Below are 19,860 nucleotides of genomic sequence, written 5' to 3' on the forward strand. Positions count from 1 at the left end.
TTACTCTAAATTCTTAATCATATGGTATCCTAAAGGCTCAAAACCGTGGCGTTTCCAAAACTTTACCCCTTTTTCATTATGCAGGTAGCAGTTACATTCTAAACTCGTACAGTCTATACTTTTACCATATTCCGAAAGCCAATCCATCATTAAATTCCCCACACCGTTACTGCGGTATTCTTCGTTTACAAATACATTGTCCAACTCCAAATGTTTGCCCTTATACAATTTTTGTAAAAGCCAAATTCCACAACAAGCAATCAATTTTTGATTATCATAGACGCCTAAACATTGGTATCCGCCCATGGCCAACATAGACTGTAATCGACTTTTCAAAACCTCCTTAGAAAGCTTACCTTGATTCAACTCAAAAATCAGAGGCAAAATAGATTCCATTTCATCATAAGGAATCAATTCTAGTTTTAAGTCGCCCTTCATAACAACTAATTAAAGTACCATCTTTTCAATAGGACAAACTAAAATACCCTCAGCTCCTGCTTTTTTCAACTCATCTATCACTTCCCAAAAAGAATCCTTGTTAATTACCGTATGAACAGAACTCCAACCCTCTTCTGCCAATGGAAGTACAGTTGGGCTTCGCATACCCGGTAAAAGACTTAAAACTTTTTCTAGTTTGTCATTTGGAGCATTCAACAACACATATTTAGAACCCCTGGCTTTCAATACAGATTGGATACGAAATCGTAATTTTTCTAGTAACTCTTTTCTTTCTTCTGAAATTTTTGGAGAAACAGCCAAGACCGCTTCACTGGTAAGCATTACTTCTACTTCTTTAAGATTGTTTTTAAACAATGTGCTTCCGCTGGAAACAATATCACAAATACCATCGGCCAAACCAATGTTTGGGGCAATCTCAACAGAACCACTAATAATGTGCAAATCTGCCGAAACGCCTTTATCCTTTAGGTAATTTATAACCGTATTTGGATACGAGGTTGCTATTCGCTTACCTTCAAAATCCTTTACAGAATTATATTTGAAAGATTTTGGCACTGCTAGGGAAACTTTACATTTAGAGAAGCCAAGTTTTTCTGCAATTGAAATATCCTCTCCTTTTTCAATTAAAACATTCTCTCCGATAATAGCAATATCTACAACACCATCTCTAAGGTATTGCGGAATATCTCCATTTCTAAGGTAGAATACCTCCATTGGAAAATTCCTTGATGAAGCTTTAAGTTGGTCCTTTCCATTATCAATAGAAATTCCACAATCTTTTAAAATTTGAAGGGATTCCTCGTTTAGTCTTCCCGATTTCTGAATAGCAATTCTAATTTTAGTCATTTCTTTAATTTAATGCTTGGCAACCAAAACAGAGTTAAATACAAAACCCGTTTGATTGCTCAAACGGGTTTTTAAATATGTTGTACTACTACAATACATTCCTACCTCGCCTGAGCGTGTGTATGAATATGATGATGTGTAGTTCTGTTTTTCATTATACTGTAAATGTAAAAGGTATTTTCCATTTCACAAAACAAAAGTTTAAAATGAAACAAAAATAATTAACTCCGTGTATTAGTTATTCCCTAAAATTAAAGGAAGACCGTCACTGCCACCTACTATCACCACCTTTGTATTTGGCGATTCAGATAATTTTAACGTAGCGTCTATACCTTTATCTTTTAAAATCTGGTCGTTTAAGGAAGCACTCAAGATTTTGTTAGCATCTGCTTTACCTTGCGCCTCAATAGTTACTTTTTCAGCCTCTTTTTTAGCGGTAACCAATCTAAACTCATATTCTAAAGACTCTTGCTCTTGCTTTAACTTACGTTCAATAGCATCTTTAATAGTTGGTGGCAAAGTAACATCTCTAACCAATATTTCATTTAATTGAATATACTGTCCAGACACAATTTTCTGAGTCTCATCAAAAATTTCTTGTTGGATAGCATCTCTTTTACTTGAGTACAATTGTTCTGGCGTATAACGCCCAACCACTGAACGAGCTGCTGATCGTATTGTTGGCAATAAGACTCTTTGTATATAATCTTGCCCTTTTTCTTGATGTAATTTTCCTAAATCGTTACGTATTGGTTCAAACCAAGCTGATGCTTCCAATTTGATATCCAAACCATTACTAGACAATACATTCATCTGCTCAAGAACCTCTTGTTGCCTTACTTCATAAATAGTAACTCTGTTCCATGGTGCTACCAGATGAAATCCCTCACCCATTGGAGCCTCATCAGTTACTACACCCCCACCAAATGTTTTGTACAGAACTCCTGCCTGACCTGAGTCTATGGTAACAGTGGATTTAGAAAATAAAATAATCAGTACTATAAATCCGAATATTACTGGTAATGCAATCTTAGGTAATTTGTCCATTTATATTTGTTTAAGTTAATCCGTTATATTTTCTTAAAAACCATTCTAAGGCGAGTGCAAAAACCATGAGACCCAACAATAGTTTGAAATCTATCAAAGATACGACATTTTGCTTGTTTTTCTGGGTTGGCAGGTAATGATCATCACCTAATAAATTGCGTATCAAATCATCTTTCTGATTGGGATAATACAGACTTCCTCCCGTGTTCTGAGCTAAACGTTGCAACTTTTTATTATCAGTTGCCAAGAACTGTTTTTCCACATCAAAATCTAAAATTGTAAAACTCCCTGATTTAGATAAATTTTCTTTTTTTACCACCACAGTGAAATCATATTTACCGGGAGATAAATTACTAAGGTCAGCTTCATAGTAATTACCTTTCAACAACATTGGAACTTCCGTATTTGATTTTGTTCCTGAATTTTTAAGTTTAAGAATTATATCCGCGTTAGCATCAAAAGCAAAGGCTTTGTCAAAGTAAGTCGCTGAAATTCTTGTTTCGTTACTCCCCGCATATATATTCTCATAATCTAAGGTAAGCCGCTGCCGCGATTTATTAGTAGCTAAGTACAAAACAAGTTTACCAATGAGGTCATCAAAATTTTTGAAGCTCTGCGTGTTTCTATAGGCTTGCATTCGCCATTTCCAGATGTTTTCCCCAAACAATACCGCATCTCTTTTTTCATTTCCTTCAAAAACAGCTAACAAGGGTTCTTTTAGATTGACACCCTTTATCCGCTGAGTCAATAAAATATCATTTTTACCATTTAAGATAATATCGCCTAAACTACTTTGAAGCGGAGGGAAATAATCCACAGAAAAATCACCACTATTAAAAAGACTAAAGCCGGTATTTAAAACACCAAAGACCTCTTCTTCTTGATTGTAACTATTTTTAGTATACTCCTTTTGCGAACTATTCAAGAAACGCCAGTCGGTTTTAGGCCCTGTGACCGTAAAGGTATTGGCTTGTTTTTTTTCTATGTAGTCGTAAAGTTTTTTGAATGATGCGTTAGGCTGATAAAGAATAAAAAGATCTACGTCTTCCCATTCTTTTGAGTTGCCATTAGGTCTCATTATAGAGACCGAACGCTGACCATTGCTCTCTATAGATTTTTTTAAAGCTCCAATATCCGGATGTAGAAGGCTAGAAACTAGCGCTGTATTCGTTTTCTCATCTATAACCTCTACAACTACCGTTTTCTTATTATTGGCCTTATTTCGCTCGCTTTTGAGCTCACCAATAGTAACTTGAAGGTTTTTTGTTCCAACTGATTTCGCATCTAACAAGGTGTTAACAACCTCACTGTTATTGGTACTAGAAAAAGAAACGGTTTGCCGGTAGACCGTTTTTCCGTTTAAGGAAACCTCTACGGGCACATTTATATCTTCTTTACCTGTATAAGAAACATAAATTTCGACAGGATATTTATTCTTTAAAAAAGCGTATCGATTGGTATTTATCTGAGAAATAGTAACATCTTCATATCGTGTAGTATCTCCAACGGCTATAGGATAAACAGGAAATTGTTGTTTTTCATTTTGAAAATCATAATCTCTACCTAAAGTCTGGTTACCGTCCGAAATGAGAACAATAGCAGAATTGGTAGCGGAGTACACTTCTCTTAAAGCTGATAACGCTTTTGAAATATTCGTGTTCTTTTCCGCGAATGCTAGGGTATCATTCTCTTTTAAGGAAGCCCCAAAACTATACTTCTGAATAGAAAAACGCTCATTGAGTTCACCGCTTTTCCCAATATCATCTATCGTCTTCTCTATAACTTGCTTAGATGAAGCAACAGATGAAGAATTATCAGTTAAGATAATTAGATTAGCCTTCTCAGTAGTGTATTCGTTTTTTGTAAATTTTGGATTTATGAGCAATAGAAATCCACAGAAAAAGGCAATAAAACGCAAAAAAGCCAAAGCTATATTCAGCTTGCCCTTACGTTTGTTTTTGTAGAAATATTGAAACAACACCAACGCCAGCGAAACAATTGCGGCCAAGATTATAAAGAGAATCGTTTGGGTGTTCATTAAGGAAGTTTCTTTTTTAAACTATAAAGTCCGGAAGTACCATAATGCACTTCCGGACCATATACTTTAGGTAAGCATGCCACCATCTACGTTCAGTACCTGACCCGTAACATAGGCCGAAAGGTCTGAAGCAAAAAATAGACAGGCATTTGCGATATCTTCTGGAGAACCACCTCTTTTAAGCGGAATACCATCTCTCCAACCTTGAACTACTTTTTCATCTAATTTACCGGTCATTTCAGTTTCGATAAAACCTGGTGCTACGGCATTACATCTTATATTTCTTGAGCCCAATTCCAAAGCAACAGATTTAGTAAAACCAATCATACCTGCTTTTGAAGCTGCATAGTTTGTTTGTCCGGCATTACCTTTAACACCTACTACACTACTCATGTTTACAATACTACCCTTTCGTTGTTTCAACATCGTACGTTGAACAGCTTTGGTCATATTAAAAACAGACTTTAAGTTTATCTCTATAACACTATCAAAATCTGCTTCTGACATACGCATAAGCAAATTATCTTTGGTTATACCTGCATTGTTAATCAGAATGTCGATTCCACCAAAATCTTCTAGAACACTAGCAACCAATTTTTCAGAAGCTTCAAAACTTGCCGCATTACTTTTGTATGCTTTTGCTTTAACCCCTAAACCTGACAACTCTTTTTCGAGCGCCAAAGCTGGTGCTTCACTAGAACTATAAGTAAACGCTACATTAGCTCCGTTCTCGGCAAAAACTCGGGCAATACCCGTACCTATACCTCTACTTGCGCCTGTGATGATCGCATTTTTTCCTTCTAACAATTTCATGCTCTAAATAGATTTGCTTTGTTCTACTTCAAATATAACTTTTGTTTGACAAAATGGCTATAAAAAAATCCCGTTTCCGAAAAATCGAAAACGGGATTCATATATCCGTAAGGGAATTAACCCATAACCTCTTTAACTTTCAAGCCAATTTCTGCTGGAGAGTCTACCACGTGAATTCCGTGCTCTCTCATAATTTTCTTTTTAGCTTGAGCGGTATCATCACTTCCACCAACAATGGCACCAGCGTGACCCATGGTTCTTCCTGCAGGTGCAGTTTCACCAGCAATAAAACCTACAATAGGTTTTTTGCTACCACTTTCTTTGTACCATTTAGCAGCGTCAGCTTCTAATTGACCACCAATCTCACCGATCATAACTACACATTCAGTCTCTGGATCATTGATCAAAAGTTCAACAGCTTCTTTTGTGGTAGTTCCAATAATTGGATCTCCACCAATACCAATAGCAGTTGTAATACCTAAACCTTGACGAACTACTTGATCAGCAGCTTCATAAGTTAAAGTACCAGACTTAGATACGATACCAACATTTCCTTTTTTAAACACAAAACCAGGCATAATACCTACTTTAGCCTCTCCTGGAGTAATTACACCAGGACAGTTAGGACCTACCAAACGGCAATCCATATGTTTTATATAATTGGATGCCTTTACCATATCGGCAACAGGAATACCTTCTGTAATTGTAATAATTACTTTGATACCCGCGCTAGCGGCTTCCATAATTGCATCAGCAGCAAAAGCAGGTGGTACAAAAATAATTGTAGTATCAGCTCCTACTTTTTCTACAGCTTCTTCAACTGTGTTAAAAACAGGTCTTCCCAAATGCTCTTGTCCACCTTTACCAGGTGTTACACCACCAACCACGTTGGTTCCGTATTCGATCATTTGTTCTGCGTGAAAAGTACCTTCACTACCTGTAAAGCCCTGAACTATTATCTTGGAATCTTTATTGACTAAAACGCTCATATACTCTCTAGTTTATTTTAATGTGACAAAAATATAGGTTTACAAATGAAATCTGAACTCAGACAGCATTTTATTCTTCTAATTTTTTAAGAATGAAGGGGATTTTCTTCACATAAGCCAATTGTTTTAGCTTTTCACGTGATTCTTCAATGGGTGTTCCGAAATAACTTTTACCGCCTGCAACGGATTTAGTTACTCCTGTTTGCCCCATTATTACCGCTTTCTTTCCTATTGTAATTCCGCTATTGGTACCAACTTGACCCCAAAGCGTAACTTCATCTTCTATAATTACACAACCTGCAATTCCAGTTTGTGAAGCAATCAGACACTTTTCTCCAATAACCGTATCATGGCCAACATGTACTTGATTATCCAACTTTGTTCCCTTTCTAATAGTTGTATCCCCAGTAACTCCTTTATCTATAGTACAAAGAGCTCCTATTTCAACATTATCTTCAATAACTACTCTTCCACAGGAAATGAGCTTATCAAAACCTTCAGGTCTATTTTTATAGTAAAAAGCGTCTCCACCTAAAACTGAACCTGAATGAATAATAACATTATCTCCAATGACGCAATTATCATAAAGACAGACATTTGCATGTATCAAACAGTTCTTACCAATTTTCACGTTGTTCCCAATAAATGCATTGGGCTGAATAATAGTATCCTCCCCTATTTCTGCTGAAATGGCCACTGTACTTGTTGCCCTTTCAAAAGGTCTAAAGTGAACTGAAAGTTTATTGAAATCACGAAAAGGGTCATCAGAAATTAAAAGCGCCTTCCCTTCCGGGCAATCTACTTTTTTGTTGATAAGAACAATAGTAGCTTTTGAAGCTAATGCCTTATCATAATACTTGGGATGATCTACAAAAACAATATCACCGTTTTGAACCACATGAATCTCGTTCATGCCTAAAACCTGAAAATCATCAGCACCAACATACTCGCAATTGATTAATGTGGCAATAGTTTTAAGAGATTGAGGCTTCGAAAATTTCAATGGAACAGTGTATTCGGTTATTAATTTTTGAGAAAATGTTTTATTAGGCTGATTAAAGAAAGTAACTATTCCTTAACACGCTCCATATAAGTTCCTTTCTCAGTCTCTACCTTAATTTTATCGCCTTCATTGATGAACAAAGGAACGTTTACCTCTGCTCCTGTTTCAACTTTAGCTGGCTTAGTTGCATTAGTTGCCGTGTTTCCTTTAACACCTGGCTCCGTATACGTAACCTCTAAAACAACACTAGCTGGCATTTCCACAGATAATGGCATGCTATCCTCAGTGTTGAAAAGAACCTTAACGATTTCTCCTTCTTTCAATAATCCAGGAGAATCAAGTAAACTTTCTTGAAGGGTTATCTGGTTGTAATCATCAGTATTCATAAAGTGAAACGTATCTCCTTCTGGATATAAAAACTGGTACGAACGCGTTTCAACACGAACATCCTCAATCTTATGACCTGCAGAAAATGTATTGTCCAATACTTTTCCTGTTGAAACACTTCTCAATTTGGTACGAACAAAAGCTGGTCCTTTACCTGGTTTTACATGCATAAACTCAATAATTTTAAAAATATCATTGTTGTAGCGAATGCAAAGTCCTTTTCTAATATCTGATGTTGATGCCATTTCTAGTATACTATTTTAGTAAATGATTTTTGAACGAGAGCCTATTCTATTTGAATTTAGCTTCCCTACTAAAAATCTACGATTAATTATTGCTGAAATATCCTTTCATAATTCCACGTTGGGAATCTCTGATAAACTGAAGAATCTCATCCCGTTCAGGAGTAGCTTCCATTTCAGCTTCGATAATTTGAGTTGCTTGTGAATTGTTGTACGATTTTTGATAAAGAATACGATAGATGTTTTGTATTTCTCGAATCTTTTCCGACGCAAAACCACGTCTACGCAAACCTACAGAATTAATACCCACGTATGAAAGTGGCTCACGAGCTGCTTTCACAAACGGAGGAACATCTTTTCTTACCAATGAACCACCAGTAACAAAAGCATGTTGACCAATAGACACAAATTGATGCACAGCCACTAAGCCGGCTAGAATTACGTTGTCTCCAATAGTTACATGTCCTGCAAGTGTAGAATTGTTTGAAAAAATACAATTATCACCAACAATGCAATCATGCGCCACATGGCAATAAGCCATAATTAGACAATTCTCTCCAATTACAGTTTTATTCCTATCAGAAGTTCCTTTGTGAATGGTAGCACACTCCCTAATGGTTGTGTTATTACCAATTGTTACAATGGTATCTTCATTGTTATATTTTAAATCTTGAGGTGGAGCGGAAATTACGGCACCAGGAAAAATATTACAATTTTTACCAATGCGAGCGCCTTCCATTATGGTTACGTTAGAACCGATCCATGTGCCATCACCTATCGTTACGTTGTTGTGAATTGTAGTAAATGGTTCTACCACAACATTCTTAGCAATTTTTGCGCCCGGGTGAATGTAGGCAAGGGGTTGATTCATCCTATTTCTTTTTAGCTATTTGCGCCATTAATTCTGCCTCACATACAAGCTTGTTATTTGCATAAGCGTACGCTTGCATATGACAAATACCTCTTCTTATTGGCGTTATAAGGCTACAGTGAAATGTTAATGTATCTCCTGGAAGTACTTTTTGTTTAAACTTAACATTATCCATTTTCATGAAAAAAGTTAAATAGTTCTCTGGGTCAGGAACGGTACTTAACACTAAAATACCTCCTGTTTGAGCCATGGCTTCAACTTGCAAAACACCTGGCATAACTGGAGCTCCGGGGAAATGACCAATGAAGAAATTTTCATTCATAGTCACATTCTTCATCCCAACCACATGCGTGTCGGACAATTCTAAAATACGGTCAATCAACAAAAATGGAGGTCTATGAGGAAGTACTTCCATAATTTGATGGATATCCATCAAAGGCGGTTGATTTAAATCGTATTGTGGAATTTTATTCCGTTTCTCTAACTTTATAATATTAGACAGTTTTTTCGCAAACTGCGTATTTACAAAGTGACCAGGTTTATTGGCAATTATCTTACCTCTTATACGAATACCTGCCAAAGCTACATCACCTATGACATCTAATAATTTATGTCTAGCTGCTTCATTAGGCTGATGCAAAGTAAGGTTATCCAAAATACCATTGGCTTTTACAGAAAGTTTCTTCTTATCGAACGCACTTTCGAGCTTTCGCATAGTTTCTTCAGAAATCTCTTTATCTACATAAACAATGGCGTTATTTAAATCACCACCTTTTATAAGACCACTATCAAGAAGCATTTCTAGCTCATGAAGAAAGCTAAATGTACGTGCTTCGGAAATCTCCTCTTTAAAATCTGACAAGCGCTCCAAAGTAGCGTTTTGAGTTCCTAAAACCTTGGTTCCAAAATCTACCATTGTAGTTACCTGATACGTGTCTGACGGAATAACAGTTATTTCACTACCTGTTGCTTCATCCTTATAAGAAATAACATCTTTTACAATGTATTCTTCACGCTCAGCATCTTGTTCTACAACTCCGACTTTCTCTAAAGCTTCTACAAAATATTTTGATGAGCCGTCCATGATTGGAGGTTCAGGAGCATCTAGTTCTATAAGTACGTTATCTATCTCAAGACCTACAAAAGCAGCCAAAACATGCTCTGAAGTCTGTATTTTAACCCCTCTTTTCTCTAAATTAGTACCTCTCTGAGTATTGATTACGTATTTGGCATCTGCCTCAATAATCGGTTCTCCTTCTAAGTCTACTCTCTTGAACGCGTACCCGTGATTTTCAGGTGCGGGAACAAATTTCATGGTTACTTCGGCACCGGTATGAAGACCAACACCTTTTAAAATAACCTCTTTCTTAATGGTTCTCTGTTTCATTCTTGTAATGATCGCTGTATTTTTTTTCCAATTCGTCTATTCTGTTCAAAATCTTTGGTAAGTTCTTGAAGTAAACGTACGATTTATTATAGTCTCCGTAGTTCAAAGCCGGAGACCCCTGTAATATTTCGTTACTTTTAATGTTACGCCCAATACCGGATTGCGCCTGTATTTTCACATTATCACCAATGGTAATATGTCCCACGATACCTACTTGCCCCCCAATCATACAACGTCTACCAATCTTAGTAGATCCTGCAATTCCTGTTTGGGCCGCTATTACGGTATGTTCACCAATTTCAACATTATGAGCAATTTGAATCTGGTTGTCTAGCTTTACGCCTTTGTGTATTATTGTAGAGCCCAATGTAGCTCTATCTATAGTAGTGCCAGCACCTACATCAACATTGTCTTTTAAAATAACGTTACCTGTTTGTGGTATCTTTTTATACTCGCCATTTTTATCTGGGCTAAAACCAAATCCGTCAGAGCCAATAACTACTCCACTATTAATAACACAGTTATTTCCAATAACCGTTTCTGAATAAATTTTAGCTCCCGCAAAAATTGTTACATTATTGGCAATAGATACGTTATCGCCTATATAAACATTGGGGTGAATTTTTACATTATCTCCTATCGTAACATTATTACCTAAGTAAGAAAAGGCTCCAAGATAAAAACTATCTCCGTATGTAGCAGTTTCCGATTTGAATACCGGCTCCTCAATACCTGTCTTGTTATTCTTTACTTCATTGTAGAATTCCAATATTTTACTAAAGGCCTCATAAGCATTATCTACCTTAATAAGAATAGTCTTGAGCTCATGCTCAGGAACAAAATCTTTATTAACTATTGTAATAGATGCTTTTGTAGAATATATGTGAGAAGTATACTTAGGGTTCGCCAAAAAAGTCAGAGCACCTTCCTCGCCCTCTTCTATTTTGGCCAATTTGTGAACGGTAACCTCGGAATTTCCTAGTAATTCACCTTCTAAAATACCTGCAATTTGACCTGCTGTAAATACCATGAGCACAAAAGTAAGAAAAATAGTTAAACAGAATCTTTGGGATAACAGATATAATATTTTGTAACCGTTTTTGACAACGCTTTAAGATTTAACTGATCAGAAGCCTTTGCCACATCAATCAGCTTTTTATTCTTCCTTAATATATTGATGTTCTGATGATGGCGGTCATATGCTTTGTTCTCTATCTTTCCTTCAAAAACAAAATAAGTTGTTTCATGGTCGGACAGATTATATTTCACCTTAACCCTATCCATATGCTTTTTCAAAACAACTTTGTCAATTGGACTATTCTTCAGCTTTACTTTTAAAAACTGCCTATTTATAAGCATTTCGCACATTGTTGACAATACAAAATCTGTATGGTCCTGCCATGATTTTATAGCCGCTAAAACATCCACATCATCCAATTTAGAAAAAACACTTAGAGTTTCTTTGTTGAAATTATTCTTTTCAACGCGGTGCTCCATAAAATACCGAAGCGCATTGCTACAAACAACAATTTGTCCTTCCTGCATAATCTCTTTGGCACGCTTAAGTATCCGAATTAACAGCTGCTCGGCAACAATTCCGGTTTTATGCAAATACACCTGCCAGTACATAAATCTTCTGGCCATTAAAAACTTTTCTACGGAATAGATTCCCTTTTCCTCTACCACTAAATTACCCTCAACAACATTAAGCATGGTAATTAATCGTTCGGAATTGATGTTCCCTTCAGCTACACCGGTATAAAAACTATCCCTTTTCAAATAATCCAACCGGTCCATATCTAACTGACTAGATACTAACTGATTTAAAAATCGCTTTTCATATTCTCCTTTAAAAATTGATATAGCCAGCGTTAATCTTCCGTTAAAGATTTCGTTTAGAGCCTCCATAAACTGCAACGAAATATGCTCATGGTCGGTACTCTCTACTATACTATGCTCCATAGCATGTGAAAAAGGTCCATGCCCAATATCATGCAAAAGTATAGCAATATATAACCCTTCTTTCTCTTCTTCACTAACTTCAACCCCTTTGTACTCCAGTAACTGCAAGGCATTCTGCATAAGATGCATAGACCCTAAAGCATGATGAAACCGCGTATGGTGAGCCCCAGGATATACCAAATAGGATAAGCCCATTTGAGATATTCTTCGCAGACGCTGAAAATACGGATGGTTAATCAGGTCGAATATTAGTCCGTTCGGAATAGTAATAAATCCGTAAATTGGATCATTAAAAATTTTAAGCTTTCTTGAGTTTATCAAAATGAGGGTTGCTTTGCAATGTTCACAGCGGTAAAGTTAGGTAAAAGACAAAGTAATAGACTCTGTAAATGAATAAAATCTCCATCTTATGGGTAGACGATGAAATTGACCTACTCAAACCACATATTATATTTTTACAAGGAAAAGGCTATGATGTTATAACCTGTCAAAGTGGGCAAGAAGCACTAGAAGAATTGCAAAAATCTAGAGTTGATATTATTTTTCTAGATGAAAACATGCCAGGTATATCTGGGCTGGAAACCTTAGCCGAGATAAAAATATTAGACTCTTCCATTCCCGTTGTAATGATTACCAAGAGTGAGGAAGAATTTATAATGGAAGAAGCCATTGGCTCCAAAATTGCCGATTACCTCATTAAGCCCGTAAACCCAAACCAGATTCTTTTATCCTTAAAAAAGAACCTTGACCATTCGCGTCTCGTTTCAGAAAAAACAACATCCAACTATCAGCAAGAATTCAGAAAGATAGCCATGGATTTATCTATGGTGAATTCAGTTGAAGAATGGGTTGACCTATACAAAAGACTCATTTATTGGGAGCTACGCTTAGAAGATATTGAAGATAATAGTATGTTCGAAATTCTAGAATCTCAAAAAGCCGAAGCGAACACTCATTTTGGAAAGTTCGTAGAGCGAAATTACGAAAGCTGGTTTGATAGTGATGGCCCTGTACTCTCTCATACATTGTTTAAGGACCTGGTAAAGCCAGAGTTAAAGGATAGTCCTACCCTGCTTTTGGTTATTGACAATCTACGTTATGACCAATGGTATGCTTTTGAAGATACTGTAAGCTCCTTTTACAAAAAGAATAAGGAAGAGTCTTATTTTAGTATTTTACCTACTGCTACGCAGTATGCGCGTAATGCAATTTTTTCTGGCCTTACTCCTATGGCCATGGAGAAAAAATATCCACAATGGTGGAAAAATGACACAGATGAAGGTGGTAAAAATCTTCATGAAGCGGATTTCCTAGGCGAACAGATAAAAAGATTAGGCTTAAACCTGAAATGGGAATATCACAAAATAAGCTCCCTGAAACAAGGTAAAAACCTGTCTCAAAACTTTAAATCACAAAAGGATAACGACCTAACCGTACTCGTTTACAACTTTGTGGATATGATTTCGCATTCCAAAACAGAAATGGAAGTCATTAAAGAATTGGCTAGTAATGATAAAGCTTATAGGTCTCTTACGCAAAGTTGGTTTAAAAACTCTCCCTTGTTAGAAATTATTCAGCAAGCTCAACAAATGGGGATGAAGTTAATTATAACCACAGATCACGGAACCATAAATGTAAAACAACCCTCTAAGGTAATTGGCGATAAAGAGACCAGCCTTAATCTTCGCTATAAAACAGGGCGAAGTCTTACCTATGAAAACAAAGACGTTTTGGCAGCCAAAGATCCTGCCCAGATTCATTTGCCCCGTATAAACATGAGTAGTTCCTTTATATTTGCGAAAAACGACCTGTTCTTTGCTTATCCCAACAACTACAATCACTACGTTAACTATTACCGAAACACCTACCAACATGGCGGAGTTTCTTTAGAGGAAATGATTATACCATTCATAGTTTTATCACCAAAATAGTATTGCCAATTTATGGATATCAGATACACTGAAAATGAAATTAGTGAAATTGCCAAAAAGGTAATTGAAAATGCCAAAAGTAAGGTACTCCTATTTCACGCACCAATGGGAGCAGGAAAAACAACTTTAATAAAAGCTATTGCAAAAAACCTTGGCGTTGCCGATGCAGGTAACAGCCCCACCTTTGGCATTGTAAACGAATATGAGAATAAAGAAGGTGAATTATTAGCTTACCATTTTGATTTCTACCGCATAAATGATGAAATGGAGGCACTGGACATGGGTTTTGAAGACTATCTGAACAGAAACGCATGGGTTTTTATAGAATGGCCAGAAAAAATTGAATCTTTTCTACCCGAGGATAGCACCAATATTTTTATTGAAATAGTAGATATGCAAACCCGACATATTAAAATTTCTTAAAATACTTTTCGCAATGGAGCAAAAAACATTGTTTGAGGGACAGATTATTGTCCAATACTTGTTAAATTAGTTAAAGTGTAAGGTTTCTCGGCTAAGTTGTTCTGTTTTAACGTTTAAAGACGTACATTTGATGCTTTTTTTTCCTACTTTCGCTGAAATAACTAATTAATTTTTAATTTAAAACCCCTCAAAATGAAAAATTTAGTATTTGGTCTTATGGCATGTTTTACTTTGTTAGCTGTTTCTTGTGATTCTTCAACTACTGAAGAAGATTCAGTTTACGAACAAGGAGTGGACAAAAGAAAAATTCCTTCGCAAGCGGATAGTTTTGTTGACAAAAGAAAAATTCCTTCACAAGCAAATAAATAAATTACTGTATTTACAAAAAACATAAATTTTAAGAATATAGAAAGGGTAATCAATAAATTACCCTTTTTTTCGTTACAAGAATTAGTAAAGATCATTCTTGAAAAAAAATGCAGCAAAAATCCCCAGACAGCAGTAACAAAGCGCGAAAAAAAATCTTTATGGACTCCATAGGGGTTCTTTTAATCCTATTATCGCCCTTTATATTCAAACTACATCAATATCTACCAAGCGACCCAAATGCAACAATAAGCTTTTTGGGCATAGAAATCGATAATCATGGATTTGTAGATATAAATACTTTCGCTTGGTTCTTACTGAGTAAAATAGTCCCTTTTTATTTATTCATACTTTGGTTTTTGACATGCAAACACTGGTGGTACCATATCATCTTAATTCCTGCTACCATGTACGCTTTTCAAATATACGAGGTGTTATTTTCAGAAGATAACATTGTTGACTCAAAAAACATTCTGTGGCTGTTACCTGTTTGCATGGTCGTTATTCCCTTGGTATATTTTATTAGACTAAAGTTATATGACAAATACGTTCACGGAATTGATTTAGAAGCCATGGAAGCAGAATTAACTGCTTTAAAGAAAAAAGAGGCCGCTAAATCCAATGACAAGAAAATAGACAAATTCATTAGCAAAGAAACTTCGACAGATTCTTCAGGATATCAGTCAATGTCCGATAAAATAGACACTAAGCTATCTACAGATAATATTGAATCTAGCTTTAAGCAGTTTCAACTTAGATTTAGCAACTGGCTTCGACCTAAATTCTAATTTACCTTACTTATTTTACGATATCACAAAGTATGATATCATCCAAAATTCAACAAAATGTCGTATTTTTACTATTAATCGCGTATCGTACGATTAGAAGTAAAAACTATGAACCAACCATCTTCTCCTTTTAGCAAACAACAGTTGCTTCCACAAGAGGAAACCTTGGAAATTCTTCGTCAAAAGGGTGAGCTATTTATTGGCATCCCAAAAGAGAACCAATATCAAGAGCAACGCGTCTGCCTTACGCCAGATGCCGTAAATGCCATAACCGCTAACGGTCACCGTGTACTAATTGAATCCGGAGCCGGAGAAGGCGCTCATTATACCGATTTAGAATACACAAACGCTGGAGGGGAAATAACCCGAGATACGAAAAAAGTTTTTTCTTGTCCATTACTTTTAAAAGTAGAACCGCCCACGCTTTCAGAGCTTGAAATGATGAATCCGCAAACGGCCATTATTTCAGCTTTACAAATAAAAACACAGAGTAAGGCCTATTTTGAAAAAATGGCCAAGAAACGAATTACCGCAATCGCTTTTGAATATATTCGCGATGAAGACGGTAAATACCCTGCTGTTCGCTCATTGAGTGAAATTGCAGGAATATCTTCCGTTCTTATTGCTTCCGAAATTATGGCTGCTACAAATGACGGTAACGGATTAATGTTCGGAAATATAAGTGGTGTCCCACCTGTTGAAGTTGTTATTATTGGCGCAGGAACGGTTGGAGAATTTGCTGCTCGCTCAGCAATTGGGCTTGGTGCAAACGTCAAGATTTTTGACAATTCTATCTCTAAATTACGCAGTATTCAATCTAATCTTAGGCAAACGGTATATACATCGACTATTCAGCCTAAAAACCTTTTAAAATCTTTAAAGCGTTGTGATGTAGCCATTGGCGCAACTCGCGGTAAAGACCGATCACCCGTAGTAGTCACCAGCAGTATGGTAGAGCACATGAAAAAAGGTGCCGTTATTATTGATGTGAGTATAGATATGGGTGGATGCTTTGAAACAAGCACAGTAACCACTCACAACAAGCCCACTATTGAGAAATTTGGTGTAATCCACTACGGTGTTCCTAACATTCCTTCTCGCTATCCAAAAACTGCTACACTTTCAATCAGTAATATTTTTACACCTTATCTCCTTGAATTAGGTGAGAATGGCGGTTTGGAGAATTCATTACGTTTTGATAAAGGTTTACGAAACGGACTCTACATGTATCATGGTATTTTAACCAACAAATCTGTAGGCGAATGGTTTGATTTACAGTACAGTGACATAAATTTTCTTATTTTTTAAAAGATAATTTCAATATCAATTTACCTTCCCTACCATAAATAGGTGGTTTATTACTATTTTTGCCTCCGTTTTGAACAGGTTGATTTAGGGATATCCAATACCTTTAAAAACCGAAAATACAGAACACTAATTTCAGTAATAAGAGATAATGGATTTTTTAAAACGTTTGGGTTTTTATCTTATTGGGCTTTCTATCGGAATCGTTTTCTTGACGTTTATCTTAAAGAAAAAATCAGATGAAACGGGTGTTTCATTTTGTTATTTCCCTAATTGTAGAACCCTGAAAGATATCCGCTCAAAACAAATGTCTTATTCTGAAGATGTGAGTAGACTATTTTCTGAAAAGAAGATTGATACGTTAGATATCATCAACATTTTAAAAAATGGTGAGGTAGATTTCTCTAATAGTAAAACCAAGACCTCTCCTTGTAAAACTTATATTATAGAAGGTACTTTAAAGGATAAAGAAGCTGTTCTAAGAATTAAAAACTGCAGAGAAAAAGCTCTTATAGAATCCATTACTTATTAAAAAAAAACGCCCAAAACAGTTGTTCCGGGCGTCATTTATATTAAATTTTTCTTCGCTGTCTTTCCTTTTTCAATAAAGACAACTCTCTTGTCGTTTGCCCTGCTACGGATGTATTCTCTTCTGCACGACGTATTAAATAAGGCATTACATCCCTTACCGGACCAAAAGGCAAATACTTAGCAACATTATAACCTTTATCTGCAAGATTAAACGAAATATGGTCGCTCATACCAAATAATTGCCCAAACCAAACACGATTGTCATTATTAGCTATTCCTTTCTCCGTCATAAGGTCCATTAACTTATAAGAACTATCCTCATTATGAGTTCCCGAGAATATTGAAACTGTATCTAAATGATTCACTATATAAGTTACAGCATTATCAAAGTTTTCGTCGGTTTCTTGTTTTGAAACACAAATAGGTGACTTATACCCATTTTCTTCGGCTCTATCATTTTCCTTTTCCATATAAGCGCCGCGAACAACTTTCATTCCAATCCTAAAATCGTCTTTATTGGCACGTACCTGCAGTTCTTTTAGATAATCTAGCCTGTCCCAACGGTACATTTGCAATGTATTAAATACAATTGCTTTTTTCTTGTTATACTTTCGCATCATGTCTTCAACGAGTTGATCAGCAGCACCCTGCATCCAACTTTCTTCCGCATCAATTAGCAACGAAACATCTAAATCATGTGCTTTTTTGCAAGTTTTATCAAAACGAGCTACTACTCTTTGCCACTCCTCCTGTTCCTTTTCTGTCAATGATTTTCCTTCACTCAGCTTTTGAAAAAGCGAAAATCTACCATAACCAGTAGGTTTGAAGACCGCAAAAGGAATAGCATCCTTTTCCTTAACAAAGTCTAGCACTTTTAAAATCATAGCCATTGCATCATCAAAAGGGTCTTCTGTATCTTTCCCTTCCACTGAATAATCCAAAACAGAGCATACGTTTTTAGTATACATGCGATCAACAACTGGCATACAATCTTTCTCATTTACGCCACCACAGAAATGATCAAACACGGTTGCCCTAATTAACCCTTCCACAGGAAGATGCGCCTTAATAGCAAAATTCGTCATTGCTGTGCCAATTCTTACGAGAGGTTCATTCGCAATCATTCGGAATAAAAAATAAGCTCGCTCAAGTTCTGAGTCGGTTTTCAAGGCAAAAGCCGTTGCGGTATCTTCAAAAATTCGTTTCATTTAATGTGATTTCTAGTGGTACCAAATATAAAGACACAAATTCTATTCTTTAGAAAAAAAATATGCTTTATTTTGTGGCTAGTCGTTAAAAAACATTCCGCGCAAGCGAAACCAAAATAATCTATTAATGCAGTCTATAACAACTTCTTCTTACGCCGTACATTTTAACCAAAGAGCTTACGATGCTTTAAACGTTCATTTATCCAACAAGGCGTATTCCAAAATTTTTATTCTCGTAGACGAAAACACTCATGAAAATTGTCTGCCGGCATTTATGTCTCAAATACAAGGTGACTATGATTTTGAGATTATTGAAATAGAATCTGGAGAAGAAAATAAAAATATAGAAACCTGTACAGGCGTTTGGAGTGCATTATCTGAACTTGATGGTGACCGCAAGAGCATTGTTCTTAACCTAGGTGGTGGCGTTCTTACAGATCTAGGAGGATTTGTAGCTTCAACCTTTAAAAGAGGCATAGACTTCATAAACGTACCCACTACCCTATTATCTATGGTAGATGCTTCCGTAGGAGGGAAAACTGGCGTAGATCTTGGACCTTTAAAAAATCAGATTGGTGTTATTAACCAACCAGAAATGGTTCTTATTGTTACTAGCTTCTTAAAAACATTAGAAGAAAGACAATTGCGCAGTGGTTTTGCCGAGATGCTAAAACACGGCCTCATACAAAGTAATACATACTGGGAAACCCTAAAAAAAGTTACAGAGTTTTTACATATTGATGATTTAATCTATGACTCCGTTGTTATTAAAAACGAAGTGGTACGCCAAGACCCAACGGAACAACACTTAAGGAAAATATTGAATTACGGTCACACTTTAGGCCACGCTATTGAATCTTATTTTCTTGAAAGCAAAATACACAAAACCTTGCTACATGGTGAAGCCATTGGCATAGGAATGATTCTTGAAGCATACTTATCTAAAGAACTTCTTGGTTTATCAGATGTTGAATTGGCAGATATAAAAACCACGTTCCTTTCTTACTACGAAAAGGTAAGTTTCACAAAAGAGGACATTATTACTATTCTATCTTTATTGAAGTTCGATAAGAAAAACTCTCACGGCAACATCAACTTTGTCCTCATTTCAGCTATTGGCAAACCAGAAATAGACATTCAAATTCCCGATGAAATGTATCAAGATGCTTTTGCATACTACGCTGAACAATAGTTACAGATACTAATTTCTCTAGTTTGACAACTCTTTAGAGTATTTGATCGCAAAAAATACATAGTTTAGGTA

Annotated in this window: 20 protein-coding genes; 7 read left to right on the forward strand and 13 right to left on the reverse strand. The window is 36.1% G+C overall.

From position 1 onward, the window contains the following. From HW347_RS17110 to HW347_RS17165, 12 genes are all read right to left on the reverse strand, one after another. Window positions 1-438: a GNAT family N-acetyltransferase gene (locus HW347_RS17110; protein ID WP_214612965.1), complete on the reverse strand. Its 438-nt coding sequence runs from the start codon at window positions 436-438 to the stop codon at window positions 1-3. A gap of 9 nt (window positions 439-447) precedes the next feature. Further along, the gene (gene hisG, locus HW347_RS17115; protein ID WP_214612966.1) at window positions 448-1,305 is read right to left on the reverse strand and encodes an ATP phosphoribosyltransferase; all 858 of its coding nucleotides are present in this window, start codon (window positions 1,303-1,305) and stop codon (window positions 448-450) included. Window positions 1,306-1,539: 234 nt separating this feature from the next. After that, complete coding sequence (locus tag HW347_RS17120) at window positions 1,540-2,352, reverse strand: prohibitin family protein (RefSeq protein WP_214612967.1); 813 nt, start codon at window positions 2,350-2,352, stop codon at window positions 1,540-1,542. 10 nt (window positions 2,353-2,362) lie between these two features. Then, the gene (locus tag HW347_RS17125; protein WP_214612968.1) at window positions 2,363-4,390 is read right to left on the reverse strand and encodes a vWA domain-containing protein; all 2,028 of its coding nucleotides are present in this window, start codon (window positions 4,388-4,390) and stop codon (window positions 2,363-2,365) included. 66 nt (window positions 4,391-4,456) lie between these two features. Beyond that, the gene (gene fabG / locus HW347_RS17130; protein WP_155596584.1) at window positions 4,457-5,203 is read right to left on the reverse strand and encodes a 3-oxoacyl-[acyl-carrier-protein] reductase; all 747 of its coding nucleotides are present in this window, start codon (window positions 5,201-5,203) and stop codon (window positions 4,457-4,459) included. Window positions 5,204-5,319: 116 nt separating this feature from the next. Beyond that, window positions 5,320-6,192, reverse strand: a complete 873-nt coding sequence (gene sucD / locus HW347_RS17135) for a succinate--CoA ligase subunit alpha (RefSeq protein ID WP_214612969.1) — start codon at window positions 6,190-6,192, stop codon at window positions 5,320-5,322. A 70-nt stretch (window positions 6,193-6,262) separates the two neighbouring features. Next, window positions 6,263-7,195, reverse strand: coding sequence for a UDP-3-O-(3-hydroxymyristoyl)glucosamine N-acyltransferase (locus HW347_RS17140; protein WP_214612970.1), 933 nt, complete (start codon window positions 7,193-7,195; stop codon window positions 6,263-6,265). 65 nt (window positions 7,196-7,260) lie between these two features. Then, window positions 7,261-7,827: an elongation factor P gene (efp, locus tag HW347_RS17145; protein WP_214612971.1), complete on the reverse strand. Its 567-nt coding sequence runs from the start codon at window positions 7,825-7,827 to the stop codon at window positions 7,261-7,263. Between the two features lie 82 nt (window positions 7,828-7,909). Further along, window positions 7,910-8,695: an acyl-ACP--UDP-N-acetylglucosamine O-acyltransferase gene (gene lpxA, locus HW347_RS17150; protein ID WP_155596587.1), complete on the reverse strand. Its 786-nt coding sequence runs from the start codon at window positions 8,693-8,695 to the stop codon at window positions 7,910-7,912. A 1-nt stretch (window position 8,696) separates the two neighbouring features. Then, entirely contained in the window at window positions 8,697-10,082 is a 1,386-nt protein-coding gene (locus HW347_RS17155; RefSeq protein WP_214612972.1) for a bifunctional UDP-3-O-[3-hydroxymyristoyl] N-acetylglucosamine deacetylase/3-hydroxyacyl-ACP dehydratase, read from the reverse strand. Continuing rightward, entirely contained in the window at window positions 10,063-11,112 is a 1,050-nt protein-coding gene (gene lpxD, locus HW347_RS17160; protein WP_214612973.1) for a UDP-3-O-(3-hydroxymyristoyl)glucosamine N-acyltransferase, read from the reverse strand. The genes HW347_RS17155 and lpxD overlap by 20 nt, the downstream gene beginning before the upstream one ends. A gap of 23 nt (window positions 11,113-11,135) precedes the next feature. Next, window positions 11,136-12,365: an HD domain-containing protein gene (locus HW347_RS17165; protein WP_214612974.1), complete on the reverse strand. Its 1,230-nt coding sequence runs from the start codon at window positions 12,363-12,365 to the stop codon at window positions 11,136-11,138. 68 nt (window positions 12,366-12,433) lie between these two features. On the opposite strand from HW347_RS17165, the gene porX reads away from it, so the two are divergent. From porX to HW347_RS17195, 6 genes are all read left to right on the forward strand, one after another. Beyond that, window positions 12,434-13,975 carry a T9SS response regulator signal transducer PorX gene (porX, locus tag HW347_RS17170; protein WP_214612975.1) on the forward strand — a complete coding sequence of 514 codons (1,542 nt, stop codon included), beginning with the start codon at window positions 12,434-12,436 and terminating at the stop codon, window positions 13,973-13,975. A 12-nt stretch (window positions 13,976-13,987) separates the two neighbouring features. Next, on the forward strand, window positions 13,988-14,398 hold the full coding sequence (gene tsaE / locus HW347_RS17175) for a tRNA (adenosine(37)-N6)-threonylcarbamoyltransferase complex ATPase subunit type 1 TsaE (RefSeq protein WP_214612976.1): 411 nt from the start codon (window positions 13,988-13,990) through the stop codon (window positions 14,396-14,398). A 192-nt stretch (window positions 14,399-14,590) separates the two neighbouring features. After that, entirely contained in the window at window positions 14,591-14,767 is a 177-nt protein-coding gene (locus tag HW347_RS17180; RefSeq protein WP_214612977.1) for a hypothetical protein, read from the forward strand. Between the two features lie 107 nt (window positions 14,768-14,874). Further along, entirely contained in the window at window positions 14,875-15,552 is a 678-nt protein-coding gene (locus HW347_RS17185; protein ID WP_214612978.1) for a hypothetical protein, read from the forward strand. Between the two features lie 108 nt (window positions 15,553-15,660). Beyond that, the gene (locus tag HW347_RS17190) at window positions 15,661-16,860 is read left to right on the forward strand and encodes an alanine dehydrogenase (protein WP_214612979.1); all 1,200 of its coding nucleotides are present in this window, start codon (window positions 15,661-15,663) and stop codon (window positions 16,858-16,860) included. Window positions 16,861-17,008: 148 nt separating this feature from the next. Further along, complete coding sequence (locus HW347_RS17195; protein WP_155596595.1) at window positions 17,009-17,389, forward strand: DUF4258 domain-containing protein; 381 nt, start codon at window positions 17,009-17,011, stop codon at window positions 17,387-17,389. A gap of 40 nt (window positions 17,390-17,429) precedes the next feature. On the opposite strand, the gene HW347_RS17200 is transcribed toward HW347_RS17195, so the two are convergent. After that, entirely contained in the window at window positions 17,430-18,596 is a 1,167-nt protein-coding gene (locus HW347_RS17200) for a proline dehydrogenase family protein (protein WP_214612980.1), read from the reverse strand. 127 nt (window positions 18,597-18,723) lie between these two features. Here HW347_RS17200 and aroB point away from each other — a divergent pair, with 127 nt between their 5' ends. Further along, a complete protein-coding gene (gene aroB / locus HW347_RS17205; protein WP_214612981.1) occupies window positions 18,724-19,788 on the forward strand; it encodes a 3-dehydroquinate synthase in 1,065 nt (354 codons plus the stop codon). The last annotated feature ends 72 nt before the right edge of the window (window positions 19,789-19,860 follow it).

The sequence above is a fragment of the Zobellia barbeyronii genome, from assembly GCF_018603515.1.
Taxonomy (GTDB): domain Bacteria; phylum Bacteroidota; class Bacteroidia; order Flavobacteriales; family Flavobacteriaceae; genus Zobellia; species Zobellia barbeyronii.